A 19140-nucleotide genomic window follows, 5' to 3' on the forward strand; every position below is an offset into this window, starting at 1 on the left:
CTGCGACTTCCAGGCACAAATCGGTCCGGCGTCGTTTCTTCACCTGTTCGCTCCGCTCACAGGTTCAGAATATGCCGCCTCCCCGATTTGAACGGGGGACAGCTCGATCTTCAGTCGAGTGCTCTCCCAATCTGAGCTAAGGCGGCGCGCATTCGGAGTAACGCCGATTCGAGACAAAAGGATTTCGAAAGGCGGCAGGCGGATCGAGGGGTCCGCACGTCATCCTCGCCGCTCCACACTCTGCTTCGAATCCGATTCACGACTGCGGCGCTCGCGCCGCAGAAGTGGGACCGCCCGGATTCGAGCTCGATAGTGAGACTCGTTCCGCTCGTCTCGCGTAGTTCGATCCCGAAATCTATACTCGCGGCTCACGGGACTGTTCGCCGCGAGAAGTGGGACCGCCCGGATTCGAACCGGGGTCACGGGCACCCAAGGCCCGGAGTATACCACTAACCCACGGTCCCACACCTATATCTATCCGCATCGGCCGCTAAAGCGTTTCGTTGCGTCTCGACCCGCGTGGACGGTTCGCACGCATCTCCCGTCGGTTCGCCGCGGGCTCACTCCTCGTCGTCGCGCAGTTCGAGATCGGCGACGATCTGGTACGGATCGGTCCCCTTCCGGATCGCATCGAGGATGAAAAAAGCCTCGTCGGGTGCGAGAAAGTGCCTCGTGATCCCGCGACCGAGCGGCGTCGGATCGAACCCGTCGATGAACTCCCACTCCAGCAGCTTCCCGATCGCGTGTTTTGTCGGAACCTCGCCGATCATCCGATCGTTGAGGCGCTTGGCCTTCTTGCCGGCGACGACGACGTTTGCGAGCGTCTCCTCGACCGCCGCCGTCTCGTCGTAGTGCGTCGAGACGTCTTCCATCTCGCCTTTGAGCAGGGTAAAAGCGACCTCGTCTTCCGTGCGCTCCATGGAGTTGTGGTAGACGCCGTCGGGCTCGACGAGGAGGTACACTCGCCCGCGGTCGTGATAGTCCGGTCGCCCGGCCCGACCGAGCATCTGGGAGAACTCCTGTACGGAGAGCCACTCGATCCCCATCGCCAGCGAGTCGAAGATCACCTGCGAGGCGGGAAAGTCGACCCCAGCGGCGAGCGCCGCCGTCGTAACGACCGCGGACAGATCCTGATTTCCGAACTGTCGTTCCACCTGCTTGCGGCGTTTATAGTCGAGGCCGGCGTGGTACGGCGCGGAGTCGTACCTGAGCTTCCGGCTGATCTCGTGGCATCGGCGGCGGGAGTTGGTGAAGATGATCGTCTGCCCGCGGTACCCCTTCGACGACTTCTGATCGAACTCCCGCTTGACGAGCTTGTCGGCGATGTCGGCTTTCTCCCGGCTGTCGGCGAAGGTGACGTGGCGCTCGATCGGGACGGGCCGTTCCTCGAACTCGATCAGCGTCGCCCGCAGCTTCTCGGCAAGCCACTCGGGATTCCCGACCGTCGCCGAGAGGTAGACGAACTGCGTGCCGTCGTACCCCGAGTGCGTCTCCATCCGGTCTTCGCTGTAGTACTTCAGCCGCGAGATGAGCCCGTCGAGCCGGTGGCCGCGCTCGCCTTCCTTCAGCGTATGGACCTCGTCGATGACGACCGTCCCCACGTCGCCGAGGTCCTTGCCGGTCCGGAGCGCGTGGTCTATCCCCTCGTAGGTGCCGACGATCACGTCGGCGTTCGGGTCGAATCGGTTGCCGTCATCGTTCACCCGGGAGGATCCGACGCGGATCGAGACGTCGAGCAAGTGGCCGTAGCGGTCCTCGAAGTCCTCGTGCTTCTGGTTGGCGAGCGCGACGAGCGGGACTAAAAAGAGGAGCTTCCCGTTTCCCTTCAGCGCGCGGTCGATCCCGGTCAGCTCGCCGACGAGCGTCTTCCCCGTCGCGGTCGCGCTCACGACGAGCTGGTCGTCGCCATCGAGCAGACCGTTCCGCACCGAGAGGCTCTGTACCGGAAGCAGTTCGTCGAACCGTCCCTGGACGTGGTCCGCGAGATCGGGGTGGAGATCCAGATCGGCGGTCGACACCGGCGAGACGTCGTCGACGTTCGCAGACACTTCGTCGTACTTCGTGAGGTCGGGATCGAGCCCGCCCTGTAGCAGATTGACGATCCGGTCTAAATCACCGGACTCGTACAGCAGTTCTTCGAGACGCTCCTCGGCCGCGCCCGTGAACTCCCCTTTGTACGACAACTCCCGCTCCAGTTCCCGCCGAGCACAGTCTTGACAGATCAACTCGTCGTTGTGCTCGATCGCGGTGTCGGCCGTGATCGGGCCGTACCGCCCGTCGTTCGCACACCGCCGACAGGTTCGCACGGTGAGCGACTCCAGCTGGTAGCCGTCAAACATCGCTTCGAGGCGCTCGCGGTTCTCCGGGGCAGTCTGCTCTGATATCCGAATTCGATCGGCCGCACGCGCGAGATCGACGAACTCGTCGGGGCGGCGGGGATGGTCCTCCCCGTCGCGAACGACGCGGAACTTTCCCGGTCGGGGGCCAGCCGACGTCTCCTTGAGTTCGAGCCGCCCGCGGAGCACGCGGCTCCCGTCGCGGGTGGCGACAACGGTGTAGTCGCTCCGCGCCTCGTGGAGAAAGAGCGTCTCGACCTCGGCCAACTGCTGTGACACTACTCGCCGGTACGCGAGCGAGGTATTTCAGGAGTTCGGCTCGTCGTCTCTCCGCCGTCGCCGCCGGCGCGTCGTCGCCGCGAGCGCGGCTCTGGCGGCGCGGCTGATGACGTTCGAACTAGTCTGGAAAACGCCGCGCGGTCGTCTACGAGACGAGCAGCTTCTCGCCGCGTTCGACCGTGATGCGGCACGGCGGCGAGAGCTTGTTGTACGCGCGGCGGAAGGCCTCCTTTACGACGGGTGCCTGCTCGACGTCGCAGTAGGCGGTGAAGACGATGTCGTCTTTGTTCAGTCGCGCGGCGGTCCCGACCGGCTTGCCGAACGCCTGTCGCATTCCGTCGGAGACACGGTCCGCGCCAGCGCCGGTCGCCTGCTTGTTCTCCCGAATGACTTGGTGGGGGAACTTGCGCAGCGTCATCTTGTAGTTGCCCTCGCCGAGCTCTTTGATGAGGTGGCGGTTCGCGGAGAGGCGCGCGCTCTCTAGGGACCCGTGTCGGATCTGAAGCTCCTCTTCGACGCGAAGGCTGATCTGGACGGGGTAGTCGTCCGGCTCCGTGGAGAGGTCGCCCATGTTGTGCTGTGCGATCTTCGAGCCCGGGATACCCGTGATGTATTCGCGGCGGGTGTAGGACGGCTTGTCGATCGTCCGATACATAGAGGCGGGTTTATCAGACATGGTTACTTGTCCGATGTAGCCTCCGCTGCGTCGATAAAGCCTTCGATACGGCGGCGTCGCCCCCGTCAGACCGGTCGGTCGCGGATACCGCCGTGCTGGCGTCACTCCGGCGACGGATCGAGGGCGACGTGGTCGAACCGCCTCTCTGCCAGCCGCTCTGCGGCCCGGTCCGTTACCGACGGCGCGACGAGAACCCCGCGAACCGCGAGATCGCGCTCTTCGGCTTCCACCTCTTCCTCTAGCGCCCGCACGTACCGCGCGAGCTGTCCGACCGCGTCCGGGCCGACCCGCCGCCGCTTCAGTTCGACGACGACTGGCGTGCCGTCGGCGTCGACGCCGAACACGTCCATCGGGCCGGCGCTGGAGGGGCGTTCGGTCGCTTTCGGCTCGAATCCCTCCTCGACGAGGTCGGGGCGTTCCAGAATTCGCGTTCGGAGGTCTTCCTCGCTGCCGTGGAGGGTGAGGTCGCGCCCGCCGGTGACGGCCATCGCCGAGAGCTGTTGTACGTCCTCGAAGGCGACGGTGAGCGTCTCGGCTGGATTGGTTCTCGCAGAGACCACGCGGAGCCGCCCCTCGCGCACCGCGGCGCGGTGCTCCGAGCCCGGCGGCTGCCAGTTAACCGGCTGGCGTCCCTCGTCGGTGTGGACCAAGGCGGCCCCGTCGGGTTTCAACACGAGAAGTCGGTCGCCCGCACCGAGGTCGGAGGCGGCGCGGCCCTCGTAGGTGACCGAACAGCGCCCGAACAGGCTTATCAGGTCGCCGCGCTCGAAGGCGTCCTCCAGTTCCCACAGCGCCTCGCGGTGGCTCGGGTCGTGGACGCTGGTGACTGTCACTGCTCCCCGTACGCGTCTGTCGTTCAAAAAGGGAGCGCGTGAGCGCCGGTCGCGTCGGTCGCGCGGTCGACGTTTATACTATCCGGGAGCGGATCGGCGGAGAACGTCTCCAAAGCCCCAGTCTTGAGTCCCGCCCGCGCAGCACCGCCCCGAACCTCACGCCTCCCCAGCCTCGTCAGTCGCCTCCCCTTCGCTCCGTCGACCGACTCCAGCGAGAATCGAAGATTCTCTGGCAGCCGGCGCTACGCGCCGGCGACCTCGCGGGCTCCTCGCGGCCGCCGGTGGCGGCCGCTCGGAAGCGCGCCACTGCGTCTGTCGAATAGATACACCTGTTCAATAAATGCACAAAACGTCCGATCGACCGCTTAGGTCCCGTGCTCCCAGCTGTCCATGTACTCGCGCTGTTCGTCGGAGAGCGTGTCGTGTTCGACGCCCTCCGCGGCGAGTTTGATCTCGGCGACCTCCCGGTCGAGTTCGTCGGGCACGTCGTGGACGCCGGGCTCGTACGTATCGCCGTTCTCGGCCAGTTCGCGCACCACGACCGCCTGCACGCCGAAGCTCTGATCCATCACTTCGACCGGGTGGCCGAGGGCGATGGGCGCGGCGAGGTTGACGAGCCGCCCCTCCGCGATGACGTTCAGCACGCGGCCGTCCTCCATCTCGAACCCCTCGACGCCGTCACGGACCTCGTAGCGGTCCACGGCCAGATCGTCGAGGTCCTCCAAGTTCACCTCCACGTCGAAGTGGCCGGCGTTCGCGAGCAGCACGCCGTCTTGCATCTGTTCGAAGTGCTCGCGGGTGATCACGTCGCGGTTGCCAGTGGTCGTGATGAACACGTCGCCCGTCTTCGCGGCTTCGGTCATCGGCATGACCTCGTACCCCTCCATGTGCGCCTCCAGGGCCTTCCGCGGGTCGACCTCGCAGACGATGACGTTCGCGTTCTGGCCTGAGGCCTTCTTCGCGACGCCCTTCCCGCACTGCCCGTACCCGCCGACGACGACGTCCTTGCCGGCCCACGAGAGGTTCGTCGTCATCGCGATGGTCGCGAGCGACGACTCCCCGGTGCCGTGGACGTTATCGAACAGCTGTTTCATCGGCGTGTCGTTCACGGCGAAGACTGGGTAATGGAGTTCGCCGTCGGCGTCCATCGCGCGCAGGCGATCGACGCCGGTGGTCGTCTCCTCGGCCCCGCCGACGATCGAGTCGATCAGGTCAGTGTACTCCTCGTGAACGAGTTTCACCATGTCCATCCCGTCGTCGACGGTGATCGTCGGATCGTGGGCGAGACAGGCGTGCATCGCGTCGTAGTACGCCTCGTCGTCGACGCCGCGCACCGCGTACGAGGTGATCGACTCGTGGGTGTCGAGCGCGGCCGACACGTCGTCGTGCGTCGAGAGGGGGTTACAGCCGGTGATCGCCACCTCGGCTCCGCCGTCCGCGAGAAGTTCGACGAGGTTCGCCGTCTTCGCCTCGACGTGCATCGCCATCGCGATCGTCTCGCCCGCCAGCGGCTGCGCCGCCTCGAACTCCTCGCGGAGCGCGGCTAAGATCGGCATGTGCTGGAGCGCCCAATCCATCTTCCGGCGTCCCTCCTCCCGAGCCGCCTCCACGTCTGAGAGGTGCTGTGATACCGGCGCGTACGCGGTTTCGCTCATACCCGCAGTTCGCTCACGCCGCACTAAACCCTGCCGACAGGAACCTGATAAAACGAATCTGCTCCGCCCGCGATCGCAGTTCTATTTCTCAGGCCGCTCCGAACTCCTGTCTACGGCGGTCCGTTTCCGTTTCCGTTTCCATTCCCGTTTCCGCTACTGGAGCCGCCGTCGTCGTCATCGTCTGCGTCGCTGTCGTCTTCATCGCTATCGTCCTCGTCCGCGTCGTCCTCATCGGCGTCATCCTCGTCCGCGTCGTCGTTCTCGTCGCTCTCATCGTCCTCATCGGCGTCATCCTCGTCCGCGTCGTCGTTCTCGTCATCCGCGTCGTCCTCATCGGCGTCATCCTCGTCCGCGTCGTCGTCCTCGTCGTCCGCGTCGTCGTCACGATCGGGTCCGGCGTGATCCGGCGGCCCGCGCTCGTCGTCTGCGTCATCGTCCTCGTCTGCGTCATCGTCCTCATCTACGTCGTCCGCGTCGTCGTCACTGTCCGGTCCGACGTTCTCGGGCGGTCCCTGATCGCCGTCGTTTCCGTTCCCGTTACCTGCACGGTCCGGCGCGTTGCCGGGGCCGTCGCTCGCGTTCCCGTCCGCGTCGTTCGGGCCGTCGGGAGCACCGGCGTCATCCGGCGCGTTGCCGGGGTTGTTCTCCCTGACGAAGTCCGAGACCGCGGCACCGATGCCGCCCTCGCGGTCGCCGATGCGGTCGATGAAGTCACGCACCAGCTGTCCGAACGGGCCTCCGGAGGCCGGCTCCTCTTCCACCGGTTCCTCGACCTCCTCGACGGTCAGGTCCACCGTCGCCGCGATAGAGTCATTCCCGACGGTCGCGGTCACGTCGACCGTGACGGTCTCTTCGGGTGCGGGCAGCGGCACCGTGCCGTTCTCGTCTGTCTCGTAGTCTCCGTCGCCGGCGTACGTGACGTTCTCTCCGTCGGCCGTGGTGACGGTGACCGAGGCGTTCTCGACCGCGTCACCGCCGTCGGTCACTGTGACGACCGGCTCGCCGTCGTCGATCGCCACGTCGAGCCCGAGTTCGGACTCGGCCGTCGCTTCGAGGTCGACCGTCGTCGACGCGCTCCGGTTGTCGGCCGTCGCGGTCACGTTGACCGTGACCGTCTCTTCGGGCGCTGGAAGTCCGACCGTGCCGTTCTCGTCGGTCGTGTACTCGCCCGCTCCGGCGTACGATTCGTTCGCCGGATCGACGACGGTGACGGTCACCGTCGCGTTCTGGAGTGCGGTGTCGTTTTCTGTCACCGTCACCGTCGGTTCGTCGTCCGTGTCGTCGACGCTCACGCCGAGTTCGCCGGCGGCGGCCGCGCCCCCGGCCACCGCGCCGAGCGCGATGAGCGCGACCACAAAGAGCGCAACCGGTTTCGTCCAAATCGTTCTGTCGCTCATGTCCACTCGGGTGATGCCGCCGGTACCACATAAAAAGGAAACTCCGTTAACGCGGTTTAATTCGTTTTGCGTCCCGGTTAACGCGGCTGTACTGGAGTTTTTTGATATCGCCGTCTGAGTCGGGAAATCCCCACCGTTTGGACGCCGATACGCCCCGATCGGCGTCGCGTCACCCCGGCTCGCGGTCCAGTCGGTTGTCGCGACCCCACCACCATCGGCGTCTCCGCGGCTCGGCCTGCGTCTCGCTGTGCGCCCCGACGACCGTCACACGCCCGCTTCGAGGCGTTGGTATCGGTCGCGGAACCGGGACAGACAGGAGGAACAACAGAAGTGGTACACCTCACCGTCGATCCGAGCCGTCTCGCCTTCGCTGTCGACCGTGTTCGAACACTCCGCACAGGTCAGCGCAAACTCGACCCCGTCGATCGAGGGCGTCCACTCGACCTCGTCCACGAGCGTGACGGTCCAGTCGTCGATCGAGAGTCCCTCGAAGATCCCCCCGAGCCACTCCCGGACGGCTCGCCCCCCGACGCGCGCGTAAAATCGGAGGTCGCCCTCGGCGGTGACGAACACGTGCTCGACGGCGTCGGCCTCTCGAAGGCGTTTTCGGGCCGTCTCCAGCGTCTCCGAGTCCGGTCCGGCGGCGACCGCGAGGTCGACGTCGACCATGACGGGGACGCCACCGCGGAGCTTCGTTCGATCGACGTCGACCGTGAACCCCTCGATGACGCCGGTCTCCTCCAGCCGGGTGACCCGATCGGAAACCGCCGGCCCGGACAACCCCACCCGCTCCCCGATCTCGCTGAACGGCCGGCGGGCGTCCGCGGCCAGAAGCGAGAGGATCTCCACGTCAGTCTCGTCTAGATCACGCATACCCAATTCGAGACGCGGATGACACAAGAATGTTGCTCGAAACACTTTCGAACCAAAACTCAAACGCACACTTGAGTGGTGACATCGAAGCAACAATCCACAAAGTCTTGGCTCCCCTATCGAACGACGTCATGGAGATGACCATCGCTGTCGAGGGAATGTCGTGTGAACACTGTGAGCAGAGCGTCGAGGAGGCGCTGTCGGGCGTCGCCGGCGTCACGGCCGCGCGCGCAAACCGCGAACGCGACGCCGCGATCGTCGAAGGGGACGCCGACGCGGACGCGCTCGTGCGTGCGGTCGAAGACGCCGGATACGAGGCGTCGACGTAGCCCACCCCGGTTGCCGGCTCGGCGGATGCCGGCCCGCGGACTAGCGGCCCGGATGGCACGCCGCCCAACGGGCTAGCGGTTCAGCGTGTGTATCGCCTGCCCGCGGGCGTTCTCCGCGGCTTCCATCACCGCCTCCGCGAGCGTCGGGTGGGTGTGGACCGTCGCCGCGACGTCTTCCAGCGTCGCGCCCATCTCGATCGCGAGCGCGACCTCCGCGATCAGCTCTGACGCCTCCGGTCCGACGATCTGGCCGCCGAGCACGAAGCCGGTCTCTTCGTCCGCGACGATCCGAACGAACCCCTCGGTGTGGCCGGTCGTCATCGCCCGGCCGGAGGCGTTGAACGGCATCTCGCCAACCGCGGGGTCGAACCCGGCCTCCGCGGCCTCGCTCTCGGTCATCCCGACCGTGCCGACTTCGGGGTCGGTGAAGACGGCGGCGGGAACGGCCTGCCGGTCGAGCGCGGCCGGCTCGCCCGCGATCACCTCGGCGGCGACGACCCCCTCGTTCGAGGCCGCGTGCGCGAGCATCGGGTCGCCCGCCACGTCGCCGACGGCATGAATGTGTTCGACCCCGGTACGCGTCCGATCATCCGTCTCGATGAACCCGCGCTCGTCCGTCTCGACCCCCGCGTTTTCGAGGTCGAGTCCGTCGGTGACGGGCCGGCGGCCGACCGCGACGAGAACTTTGTCCACGGGGTACGAGGACTCTTCTCCCGCTTCCGTCTCGGTGTGAAGCAGATAGCCGCCGTCGCCGCCCTCCGACCACTCGCTCGCACCCTCGCCGAACTGGAAGGTCACGCCGAGTTCCTCGGCGCGCTTCCGGACGATCCGCTTCACGTCGTCTTCGTAGGGGTCGAGGATTTCGTCGAGCATCTCGACGACCGTCACGTCGGCCCCGAGCTTGGCGAACGTCGTCGCAAGCTCCATGCCGATGTAGCCGCCCCCGACGATCCCGAGCCGGTCGGGCACCGCGTCGGCGTCGAGCGCGTCGGCGGAGCTCCAGACGTGGTCGTCCGCGAAGTCGAAGCCGGGGATCTGGATCGGCCGCGAACCGGTCGCGACGACCGCGTGCTCGAACTCCAGCGTCTCCGAGCCCTGCCCGTCGCCGCGGTGTGCGACGCGGACGGTCGTCTCGTCGACGAACGACGCCGTGCCCTCGATCAGGTTCACGCCGTTGGCCTTACAGAGCTTCTCGACCCCGCCTGTGAGCCGGCCGACCACGCCGTCTTTCCACTCGATCATCTTGCCGAGGTCAACGGCCGGGTCGGCGTGGACGCCCATGAACTCCGCGTTGCCGGCCTCGTGGGCCAGTCCCGCGCCCGTGATGAGCGCCTTCGAGGGGATACACCCGCGGTTGAGACAGGCACCGCCGTAGGCGTCCTTCTCGACCAAGGTCGTGTCGAGTCCCTCCTGTGCGGCGCGGATGGCGGCGACGTAGCCGCCCGGTCCAGCGCCGATGACCAGTACCTCCGTTCCCGTCGTGACGTCTCCGACTACCATTGTTCGTTCAAGAGCAGCAGGGGTTCTTTCAACTGTTCCATGACTGTGTTCGCGAACTCGGCCGCGACCGCGCCGTCGACGACGCGGTGATCGATAGACAGCGACAGCGGGAGCGTCGGGGCCGCGACCACCTCACTGCCGTCCCCGCGGCCGATCGCGTCGCCGCCGGCGAGCCCGTCACCGCCGACACCACCGCGGTCGCCCGTTCCGTCACCGCCGCGCTCGCGTACGACGGGACGCTTCTCGATGGCTCCGAGGCCCATGATGGCCGTCTCGGGGTAGTTGATGATCGGCGTGGCGTACTCGCCGCCGATAGCGCCGAAGTTGGTGATCGAGAACGTTCCGCCCGTCATCTCGCCGGGCTTCAGCGTCCGATCCCTCGCACGGGCGGCGAGGTCAGAAATCTCGTCGGCCAACTCGAAGAGCCCCTTCTCGTCGACGTCCTCGACCACGGGCACCATCAGACCGGCGTCGGTCGCGACGGCGATCCCGAGGTTGTACTCGTCTTTCAACAGGATCTCTCCGTCGTCCTCGCGCAGTTCGCTGTTGAGGACTGGGTACTCCCTGAGCCCCGCCACGATCGCCTTCATCACGAACGGCATGTAGGTGAGCTTCACCCCGCGCTCCTCGGCGACGGGTTTCAACCGCTCGCGGGCCTCGACGAGCCGGTCGACCCTGACGGTGTCGTGGTGGGTGACGTGCGGCGCGGTGTACTTCGACCGCTCCATCTGCTCGCCGATCGTGCGGCGGACGCCGCGGTAGGGAATCGTCTCCGCGCTCTCGACGGTGTCTGCAGTGTCGACGGCGTCGGCCGAACTGCCGGACGCCGAGCCCGTCTCGCTCGCCGCCCCGCCGGCCGGAGCGGTCGCCGAATCGGTCGCGTCGATATCGACCGCGCGGGGCGAGGGCGTCTCAGACCCCGTCATCGCCGCGTCGGTCCCACCCGTCGGTCCGTCCCCTTCTAGTGCGTTAGCGTACGCCCGCACGTCGGCCTCGGTGACGAACGCCTCTCCATCGCGGGTCTCGTCCGTGGGCACGTCGTCGATGTCGACGCCCAGTTCGCGAGCGACCTTGCGGGTCGCCGGCGTCGCGAGCGTGGTCTCGCGGCCGGCCGGCTCCGGTGCGGCCTCCGCTGTCCCGGCGGCTCCCGTCTCGCTCCGCTTCGCGACCGCTGTCTTCCTCTCGCTCGCGTCGCCGGGGGCAGACCGCGGCGTCGGGGCGTCGTCGGGGTCGCCGACGACTACGCCTCCGTCGTCTGCTCCCGAACCGCTCTCGGCGTGGGCTCGCACGTCGGCCTCAGTCACTCGTCCACCGGGGCCGCTCCCGTCGACCGCCCCGATCGCGACGCCCAACTCGCGGGCGAGCCGGCGCGCGGACGGCGGCGCGAACGTCCGGCCGCCGGCGACCGTGGGCTCGGCATCGGATTCCGGCTCGGCATCGGATTCCGGCTCGGCATCGGATTCGCCTTCGCTCGAATCCACCCTCTCCCCGTCGCCTCCTGCCTCGTCCTCGCCGCCGCTTTCGCTCGTGGCGGGTGCCGATTCGTCGTCAGTTGCGTCTTCCTCGTCAACGCGGAACGAGATGATCACGTCGCCGACGGGGACGACGTCGCCCTCATCGACGAACAGCTCCTCGACGACGCCGTCGTACCGCGACGGCACCTCCACCAGCGCCTTGTCGGTTTCCACCTCCGCGACCGGTTGATCTTCCTCGACCCGGTCGCCGGGCGAGACGAGCCAAGTGACGAGTTCGCCCTCCGCGACACCCTCGCCGACATCGGGTAGTGTGAACTCTTTGAGTGACATACTCAGAACTCAACCGCCTCCCTAATACCGTCCTCGATGCGCGCCGCCGTCGGGAGGTAGTAATCCTCCAGCGCGTACAGCGGGTACGGCACGTCGAACCCCGTCACGCGCCCGATCGGCGCTTCCTGATACAACAGCGACTCCTCCTGAATGATCGCGGTGATCTCGCCGGCGAGCCCGCCCGTCTTCGGCGCCTCGTGGACGACGACCGCGCGGCCGGTCGCCTCGAACGCCTCGAGTATCGCCTCCCGGTCGAGCGGCGAGACGGTTCTGAGGTCGACGACCGTGCAGTCTATCCCCTCCTCGGCGAGCGTTTCGGCCGCCTCCAGGGTCGGCCGAGTCATCGCGCCGTAAGTGAACACGGCGACGTCGTCGCCCTCGCGCCGCGTGACCGCCTCGCCGATCGGAACGGTGTACGGCTCCTCGGGCACCTCCTCGCGGAACGCCCGGTAGATGAGTTTCGGTTCGAGAACGACCACGGGGTCGGGGTCGCGGATCGACGCCGCCAAGAGCCCCTTCGCGTCGTGCGGTGTCGAGGGAATAACAACCTTGAGACCCGCCTCGTGGGCGTACAACGCCTCTTTCGACTCCGAGTGGTGTTCCGGCGCGCGGATGCCGCCGCCGTAGGGGGCTCGCAGCGTCAGCGGCATCGTGAACTGTCCGCGAGTGCGCGCGCGGAATCGGGCCACATGCGAGACTATCTGGTCGAACCCGGGATACATGAACCCGGAGAACTGGATCTCAGGAACCGGACGAAGCCCCATCGACGCCATGCCGACCGCACAGCCGACGATGCCCGACTCCGCGAGCGGCGTGTCGACGACGCGGTCGCCGCCGAACTCGTCGTACAGGCCTTCCGTCGCCCGAAAGACGCCGCCGTTTTTCCCGACGTCTTGGCCCAACACGAGCACGTCGTGGTCCTCGCGCATCTCGGTGTACAGTCCGTCTCGTATCGCCTGCACCAGGGTGAGATTCTGTGTCTCGGTCATTTACTCCTCCAAGAAGGCCGCGTCGCCGTGCGACTCGCGAACCGCGGCGAGTTCGCCGTGCTGTCGTTCGAGTTCGGTCGGAACCGCCGCGTAGGCGTGTTCGAACAGTTCGCGCGGCTCCGGTCGCGGCGCCGACTCGGCCGCCTCGATGGCGTCGGCGACCCGCGACTCGACCGCCGATTCGATCTCGGCGACGCGCCCGTCGTCGAGTACCCCCTCCGAACGGAGATACGCCTCCAGCCGCGGGATGGGGTCTTTCTTTTGCCATCGCTCGACGTCGTCGTCGTCGCGGTAGGCCGTGGGGTCGTCGGCGGTCGTATGCGCGCCGAACCGGAACTGTACCGCCTCGATGAGCGTCGGCCGCGGGCGGTCCGTCTCGGGGTCGCGCGCCTTCTCGACGGCCGCCTCCGTGACCCGGTACACCGCGAGCGGATCCATTCCGTCGACCTGCACGCCGTCTATCCCGTACGCCTCCGCCTTCTGTGCCAGCGTCGCGCTGCGCGTCTGCCGCGCCCGCGGAACCGAGATGGCCCACTGGTTGTTGTTACAGAAGAACACCGTGGGAGTGTCGAACACGCCGGCGAAGTTGACCCCCTCGTGGAAGTCGCCCTCACTCGTGGCCCCGTCGCCGAAGTAACAGCAGACCACCTCGTCGGTTCCCCGCAGCGACGCCGCCCACGACGCGCCCGTGGCGTGGAGGATCTGCGAGGCGATCGGGACGGCGAGGGGAAAGACCTTGACGCCGTCTGCGACTCGGTTCCCGTCCGGGTGGCCCATCCAGTAGAGGAGGGTCCGCTTCAGCGAGCGTCCCCGAACGAAGCCGGCGGCGTGCTCGCGGTAGGACGGAACGACCCAGTCGTCGTCGCCGAGGGCCGCGGCTGAGCCGACCTGCGCGCCTTCCTGTCCCGACAGCGGCGGGTACGTCCCCACCCCCCCCTGTCGTTGGAGGCTCACCGCCCGCGCGTCGAAGTGCCGCGCGAGTCGCATTTGTCGATAGACGTCGACGAGCGTCTCGTCGTTGACGTCAGGGACCTCGCCGACGACCGCGCCGTCCTCGTCGAGCACGCGGACCGGATCGTCGTACGGCCTGTCGAACACGCTCACGGCCGAACCCTCCTGTTCATACGTAAATCGTCCACCGCCCGGGTATTATTGGTTTCGTACGCAGTTTAGGATGGTCAGAAATCGACCACTGAACTACGGACCCGTCCAGCGTATTTCGACATAATCGGACGAACTCAATCGATTCGTGCCCGACTCGCCAGACTTTCTGCTGCCGTCAGCGGCGCTAGCAGGTTCCCGCCCGACCACGCGAGCGAGCCTCTGTCGGCAGTGCCGGCAGCGACTCACCCGAGTCGGAAAGAGGGCTCGTCCGGCTCGCCGTCGAGGTCCTCCAGTTGGATCACCTCTTCGTCGCCGTCCTCCAGCTGCTCGCGGAGGTAGTTGACGTAGCGTTTGTGCTCTTCTAACTGCTCACGGAGGTGATCCGCTTCCAGCTCCAGCCGCTCGTGCTCGCGGACGAAGCTCTTCGGCACCTCGATCTTCGGAGGGAACGACTCGCCGCTCTCGCCCATGCTGTCCAGTTCAGCCTCCGGAACGACCCGGACCTGTCCGTCGTGGGCAACCAGCGTATCCACGTAGTCCCGGAAGACCGCCGAAAGCGATATGTCGCGCTCCTCGGCGATGTCACGGAGGGTCTCGAACGCGTCCTCGTTGACGCGGAACGAGATCGTCTTGTTTTTGTTGCCCATTACCGGACCATTCGTCCCGCAGAATACTTAAACGTTTGTCAGACGATCGCAGGATCCGTGTCGGAACCGACCGGAGAGCGGTCTAACTCCCGATCTCTCCGCAGCCGCGCTCGATCGGCCGCCGGTCACAGACCGATCGACGCGACGATTCCGCGCTACAGATCCGGCGTCTCTGTCGGCTCGTCGGCCGCGGAACCGTCAGTTCCGTCGCCGGCCGCGGAACTGTCGCCGGCCAGCTCGTCGCCGGTGCTCTCGTCTAAGTCTTCGAGCGCAGACAGCGCCGCGGCCTTGTACGTCTCGGGGTCGACGTCGTACTCTTCGCGAGCCATCCGCGCGTACTCGTTCCCGTCGTCGTCGAAGGCGGCGACGCGCTCTATGGTCCGGTTCGCGGTCTCTACGACCCACCGATCGCGGGTCGCGGCGTCCACTTCGGTGATCGACTCGGGGCGGACCGACACCCGGACGGTGCCGTCGTCGGTCTCGTACGTCCGGGGCTTCCCCACGACTGCGACGTAGGCGGGGGCGTCGAGTTCACGGAGCTTCGAGGCGGCCTCCGGCTGATACTGGCCGGCGTACACGAAGAACGTGCCCGTCGGGTCGACGATGCGGCCGCGCCAGTACTCCGAGTCCTCGCCGACGTCCTCCTTCTCGGTCAGCGTACCGACGAAGAACACGCGGTTCGCCGACTCGCCCGTCGGTAACAGCGCGTACACGGGCGCGCGCTCGTCGTCGGACTCGGTGAACGTGAAGCCGGCGTCGTTGAACTCGGTCGCGAACACGCGGCGGGCGACCTCTCGGGTGGGGGCTGATTGGCTCATTTAAATCGACCTCGCTTCGATCAGCGCGCTCTCCGTATCCACGCTTCCGGGCTCTTCCATCTCGTCGACCAAAACGTACCGGCGGAACGTGGGGCCGGTGACGCGGTAGTACCGACCGAGCACGTCGTCGGCCATCTCCTCCGCGACGACCGTGGTGTCGAGCGCGTCCATCGCCATGTCCTTGGCCGCTTCGAGGGTCATGCCGGTGAGGTCCTCAGTCGCCTCGCGGTCGAAGATGACCTCGGTGACTGTTTCGCCGTCGTCTAACACGCCCTTGATCCGGAGGTCGAACTCCCCGTCGACCTGGCCGTGTTCGGAACACCGCCCGTTCTGGAGGACGCGGGTGCAGTCGTCCTCGGGACAGCGCTTGATCAGCCCGGAACCGGACTGGATGTCGACCAGCGCCCCTTCGACGGTCTCGGCGTTGTCGCCGACCTCGATCGCCTCGTCGATCTCGGTGATCTGGGTCGTCCGGTTGAGCTTCACCGAGTAGCTCCCCTCGTACTCGTCGGTGACGACGTTCGAGAGCTCGTAGCACGCGCCCTCGTCGAGTTCGGGGAGCTCGGAGGTCTCGAAGGCGACGAACTTGATCGTGCCCGACTCGTCGCCGAGGAGCCCGACCTGCGAGATCGAGTCGCTGCGGGGTTCCCAGAGGTCGACCAGTTTCACGCGTACGTCGACCCACTGTTCGTCCGCGTCGATCTCGTTGACGAGGACCGACTCGCTGCCGCCGCGGCCGAGTTCGTCGCGCTCCATCCCGGCGTCTTCGAGGTAGCTGTTGGTGACGCTCCGGCTCGCCTCGTCGAGCGGCACGCGGTACTCGTCGACGAGCGTCTCTAGCCGTTCTTCGACGTCGGCGGGTGCCACGTCGAGGTGGTCCGAGAACTGTTCCGCTATCGCTTCCGCTTCCTGTCGCAGTTCGCTCATGGGTGTCTCCGCCTCCGGTCTGGTTTCACTGGGAGGCGTACGGCGGTTGGGTCCTCTTCGTATTAAAACGACCGCCACCGCGGTGAAAGTGAACAGAACGGCGCGTTTCCGGCGTATCACGGCTGTTTCGCGATCCGCCTCGAAGCCTCCTCGCCGTTCCCCGCGCCCGCGTCAGACGCCCGTCAGCCAGACGCGGGCTCCGTTTCAAGTGGAACCGTACCACGCGAGACGATCACAGGTACCCGTCGCGCTCGGCCAAGAGCAGTCCTTCGAGCGTCGCGTCGTTCGTCGGGGGCGAACGCGCGAGCGACAGCGCCTCGTCGATCGGCACCGCTCGCGGTTCGAGAAACTCGTTGCTGTCGGCCTCGACGTCGACCGGTTCGAGCCCCTCGGCGACCACGTAGCCGCGCGTGTGGCGGAGCACGCCCGTCGAACACCACACCTCCTGTACGAGTGTGGTCGAGTCGGGTGCGAACCCCGTCTCCTCGGCGAGTTCGCGCGCTCCAGCCTCGGTGTACGTCTCACCGGGCTCGACGATCCCCGCCGGCAGCTCCGACTGGGTGTTTCGCACCGTCGGGCGGTACTGATCGACGAACAGCACGTCGCCATCGGCGATCGCGATCACGACGGTCGCGGGCGACAGCTCCGCCCAGTAGTACTTTTTCTCCGATCCGTCAGGCTGCTCGACGCGGTCGTAGCCGCCGACGAACCACCCTTCGTCGTACTCGACGACGACCTCTCTCACCGGCCACTCCGGCGCGCCGGGCAGCGAGTGCGTGCGGCCGTCCGCGAACGCCGGGAGGTCACGGAGGTCGGAAGCGGGCTCGCGGCGGTCGCGTGCGACCGAATCGCCGCCGCCGTCGTTGCTGTTCCCGCCTCCGATCGCTCCGTCATCGCCGTCGGTCACGCTCGGACCACCTCCACGCGGTAGGTCTCGCCCTCGTACCGGACCCGCGCCGTCTCCGTCGTCGCGGCTTCCGGCCGCTGCTGGACGAGCGATCCCATCTCGTCGAAGGGGCTGTGCGTGAACGGCTCTTTGATCCCGTACGGATCCGTCTGGTACCCCGTAGACCGACGGTCATCGCTCGTGAGCGCGCCGACGAGGTACGGATACCGGCGCTCGGAGACGTTTGTCACGTCGATCGCCGGCTCGTCGGTTTCTATCGGCTCGGCAGTGAGGTAGTAGGGGTCGCCGGTGCCGAGGTAGCTCGGGAGCGCGCCCAGCGCGAGCAGCGCGACGACGACCAACGCGACGGCGACGACGAGGTTCCGGGTGACCCGGCGCATACCCACCGTTGGCACCCCCGAGGAATACCGGTTTCGCCGTCGGCGGCACCGCCGCGGAACATCTGCTTCGCCGCCGTCTCGTCACGATTCGCCCCCGTCCCCGATGCGTTTTAGCCGCCGGCCCTCCTCCCCGTGGACATGGAATACCGGTTCGAGCTGGCGCTTTGTGCCGCGCTCGAATCGCCCGACTCGGTCGTCGCGAGACAGCTCGGTGCCGGCGTCACGAACCCCGGCGGTCGGATCGTCGACGTCTGCGTGCTCACGCCCGGTCCCGGATTCGACCGCCGCGCGTCGATCACCGCTGACCGCGTTCCCGATCCCGCGATCGAGGCGGCCGTCGGGCCGGGAGAGGCGGTCCCCGTCTCGGCGGCGTTCGACCTCCCGGCCGACCGAGCCGCCGCGATAGTCGACCGCGCGGTCGAGGTCGGCTACCTCGAACGCGAGCGGCGCGACGGCCGGCCGGTCGTCCGCGCGACCGCCCGCTATCCCGACGACTGGATCGGCTCGCTGACGGCGATCGAGAACAAGCCCGACCTGTCGACGCCCGGCGATCTGACCGCGCAACTGCGCTACGACGTCGCGCTCGGCTTATTCGACGAGGTCGTGCTCGCGACAGGCTCGTACGTCACGGGTGCCCACCTCAATCGAATCCCGGAGGCCGTCGGCGTCTGGCGGTTCGATCCCGAGGATGGCGACCGCGAGGTGATCCGCGAACCGACCCGTCTCAATCCCGGTGCGTCGGGCGTCGAGATCCGTGACGAGCGCGCGCTCCGGACGGACGTCGCGCTCGTCGGTCCGACCGAGAAGGCCCGCAAGCGACGCCGGATCGCCGAGCGCGCCTACGGGAAGGGGTGGCGGCCGAACCCGCCACGGTGCGTGCACGCGCAGACGACCGACGACGGTCGCCCCCACTGCGGCCACTTCGACCGCGTCGTCGACCCGGGCCGCGACTGCGGTACGGCCTGCGCCGCGTTCGAGCCGGCCGACCCGCCGGCGCTCGATCGCGATCGGCTGCGCGACAGCCGAACCGCGTGGGTCGCAGAGCCCGACGGACCGGGACCACGCCGACAGGCGAGCCTCTCGCGGTTCCGGTAGCGGTCCGCGTCGCTCTCTGGAACCGCGTTCCCGACCACCGCACTGGCCGAACGAGTACCGCGGTACGGTGTAACGTGAGAACGCTTATACGTCGACGGCGGGACTCTCTGATATGGACGACATCGATGACGTGTTCGTCGCACGATTGATGACGAGCGACCTCCACACCGTGACTCCCGACACACTCGTCGAAGACGCCGCGGCCGTGTTGCTCGATAACGACGTCAGTTCGGCGCTCGTCGTCGACGACGGGACGCTCGTGGGTATCCTCACGACGACCGACTTCGTCGACATCGTGGCCAAGAGCCAGCCGAAAGCCGAGACGACGGTCGAACGGTACATGACACCCGACCCGATTACGACGGGTGCACAGGACTCCGTCGCGGCCGTCGCGGCGACGATGATCGAACACGGCATCCACCACGTACCCGTCGTCGACGGTGGTACCCCGATCGGCATCATTACTACCTCTGATTTCGCCGCGTACGTCTCTTCTCCGGAGGCCCCGTCGCCATAGTCCCCGAACTCCCGTCTATATTGCCGATATCTCTGACGCTAAGACTGCCGCCCCCGGCATATTTAAGTACACT

18 protein-coding genes and 2 tRNA genes are annotated in these 19140 nt (G+C 67.0%); 3 read left to right on the plus strand and 17 right to left on the minus strand.

The genetic code is table 11. From position 1 onward, the window contains the following. Positions 1 to 72: 72 nt before the first annotated feature. From EP28_RS10670 to EP28_RS10705, 8 genes are all read right to left on the minus strand, one after another. Positions 73 to 146 (minus strand) — tRNA-Phe (locus tag EP28_RS10670). Between the two features lie 247 nt (positions 147 to 393). Continuing rightward, positions 394 to 464: transfer RNA gene (locus EP28_RS10675), tRNA-Pro, on the minus strand. A gap of 96 nt (positions 465 to 560) precedes the next feature. Continuing rightward, positions 561 to 2615, minus strand: coding sequence for a DEAD/DEAH box helicase (locus tag EP28_RS10680; protein WP_049984024.1), 2055 nt, complete (start codon positions 2613 to 2615; stop codon positions 561 to 563). Positions 2616 to 2760: 145 nt separating this feature from the next. Next, positions 2761 to 3291, minus strand: coding sequence for a 50S ribosomal protein L16 (locus tag EP28_RS10685; protein ID WP_049984025.1), 531 nt, complete (start codon positions 3289 to 3291; stop codon positions 2761 to 2763). Positions 3292 to 3392: 101 nt separating this feature from the next. Beyond that, positions 3393 to 4124, minus strand: a complete 732-nt coding sequence (gene nucS / locus EP28_RS10690; RefSeq protein ID WP_049984026.1) for an endonuclease NucS — start codon at positions 4122 to 4124, stop codon at positions 3393 to 3395. A gap of 365 nt (positions 4125 to 4489) precedes the next feature. Further along, positions 4490 to 5779 carry an adenosylhomocysteinase gene (locus EP28_RS10695; RefSeq protein WP_049984027.1) on the minus strand — a complete coding sequence of 430 codons (1290 nt, stop codon included), beginning with the start codon at positions 5777 to 5779 and terminating at the stop codon, positions 4490 to 4492. Between the two features lie 110 nt (positions 5780 to 5889). Further along, positions 5890 to 7176 (minus strand): hypothetical protein, encoded by a 1287-nt coding sequence (locus tag EP28_RS10700; RefSeq protein ID WP_049984072.1) that lies wholly within the window; start codon positions 7174 to 7176, stop codon positions 5890 to 5892. A gap of 264 nt (positions 7177 to 7440) precedes the next feature. After that, positions 7441 to 8049 (minus strand): AsnC family transcriptional regulator, encoded by a 609-nt coding sequence (locus tag EP28_RS10705; protein WP_049984028.1) that lies wholly within the window; start codon positions 8047 to 8049, stop codon positions 7441 to 7443. Between the two features lie 131 nt (positions 8050 to 8180). Between EP28_RS10705 and EP28_RS10710 the strand changes: the two genes are divergently transcribed. Continuing rightward, complete coding sequence (locus tag EP28_RS10710) at positions 8181 to 8378, plus strand: heavy-metal-associated domain-containing protein (protein WP_049984029.1); 198 nt, start codon at positions 8181 to 8183, stop codon at positions 8376 to 8378. A 72-nt stretch (positions 8379 to 8450) separates the two neighbouring features. On the opposite strand, the gene lpdA is transcribed toward EP28_RS10710, so the two are convergent. From lpdA to EP28_RS10755, 9 genes are all read right to left on the minus strand, one after another. Then, a complete protein-coding gene (gene lpdA, locus EP28_RS10715; protein WP_049984030.1) occupies positions 8451 to 9878 on the minus strand; it encodes a dihydrolipoyl dehydrogenase in 1428 nt (475 codons plus the stop codon). Beyond that, on the minus strand, positions 9872 to 11683 hold the full coding sequence (locus EP28_RS10720; RefSeq protein WP_049984031.1) for a 2-oxo acid dehydrogenase subunit E2: 1812 nt from the start codon (positions 11681 to 11683) through the stop codon (positions 9872 to 9874). The genes lpdA and EP28_RS10720 overlap by 7 nt, the downstream gene beginning before the upstream one ends. Positions 11684 to 11685: 2 nt before the next feature. Beyond that, on the minus strand, positions 11686 to 12672 hold the full coding sequence (locus EP28_RS10725) for an alpha-ketoacid dehydrogenase subunit beta (protein ID WP_049984032.1): 987 nt from the start codon (positions 12670 to 12672) through the stop codon (positions 11686 to 11688). Then, positions 12673 to 13776, minus strand: a complete 1104-nt coding sequence (gene pdhA, locus EP28_RS10730) for a pyruvate dehydrogenase (acetyl-transferring) E1 component subunit alpha (RefSeq protein WP_049984033.1) — start codon at positions 13774 to 13776, stop codon at positions 12673 to 12675. Positions 13777 to 14018: 242 nt separating this feature from the next. Beyond that, positions 14019 to 14423 (minus strand): DUF8146 domain-containing protein, encoded by a 405-nt coding sequence (locus EP28_RS10735; protein WP_004048800.1) that lies wholly within the window; start codon positions 14421 to 14423, stop codon positions 14019 to 14021. A gap of 155 nt (positions 14424 to 14578) precedes the next feature. Beyond that, positions 14579 to 15241, minus strand: coding sequence for an RPA family protein (locus tag EP28_RS10740; protein WP_049984034.1), 663 nt, complete (start codon positions 15239 to 15241; stop codon positions 14579 to 14581). After that, positions 15242 to 16168: a replication factor A gene (locus EP28_RS10745; RefSeq protein ID WP_049984035.1), complete on the minus strand. Its 927-nt coding sequence runs from the start codon at positions 16166 to 16168 to the stop codon at positions 15242 to 15244. Between the two features lie 232 nt (positions 16169 to 16400). Continuing rightward, positions 16401 to 17051, minus strand: coding sequence for an NUDIX hydrolase (locus EP28_RS10750; protein ID WP_049984073.1), 651 nt, complete (start codon positions 17049 to 17051; stop codon positions 16401 to 16403). 20 nt (positions 17052 to 17071) lie between these two features. Further along, entirely contained in the window at positions 17072 to 17455 is a 384-nt protein-coding gene (locus tag EP28_RS10755; RefSeq protein ID WP_049984036.1) for a hypothetical protein, read from the minus strand. Between the two features lie 138 nt (positions 17456 to 17593). On the opposite strand from EP28_RS10755, the gene EP28_RS10760 reads away from it, so the two are divergent. After that, positions 17594 to 18550 (plus strand): DUF5787 family protein, encoded by a 957-nt coding sequence (locus EP28_RS10760; protein ID WP_049984037.1) that lies wholly within the window; start codon positions 17594 to 17596, stop codon positions 18548 to 18550. A 112-nt stretch (positions 18551 to 18662) separates the two neighbouring features. Then, entirely contained in the window at positions 18663 to 19067 is a 405-nt protein-coding gene (locus tag EP28_RS10765) for a CBS domain-containing protein (RefSeq protein ID WP_049984038.1), read from the plus strand. Positions 19068 to 19140: the final 73 nt, after the last annotated feature.

This window comes from Halorubrum sp. BV1 (assembly GCF_000746205.1).
GTDB lineage: Archaea > Halobacteriota > Halobacteria > Halobacteriales > Haloferacaceae > Halorubrum.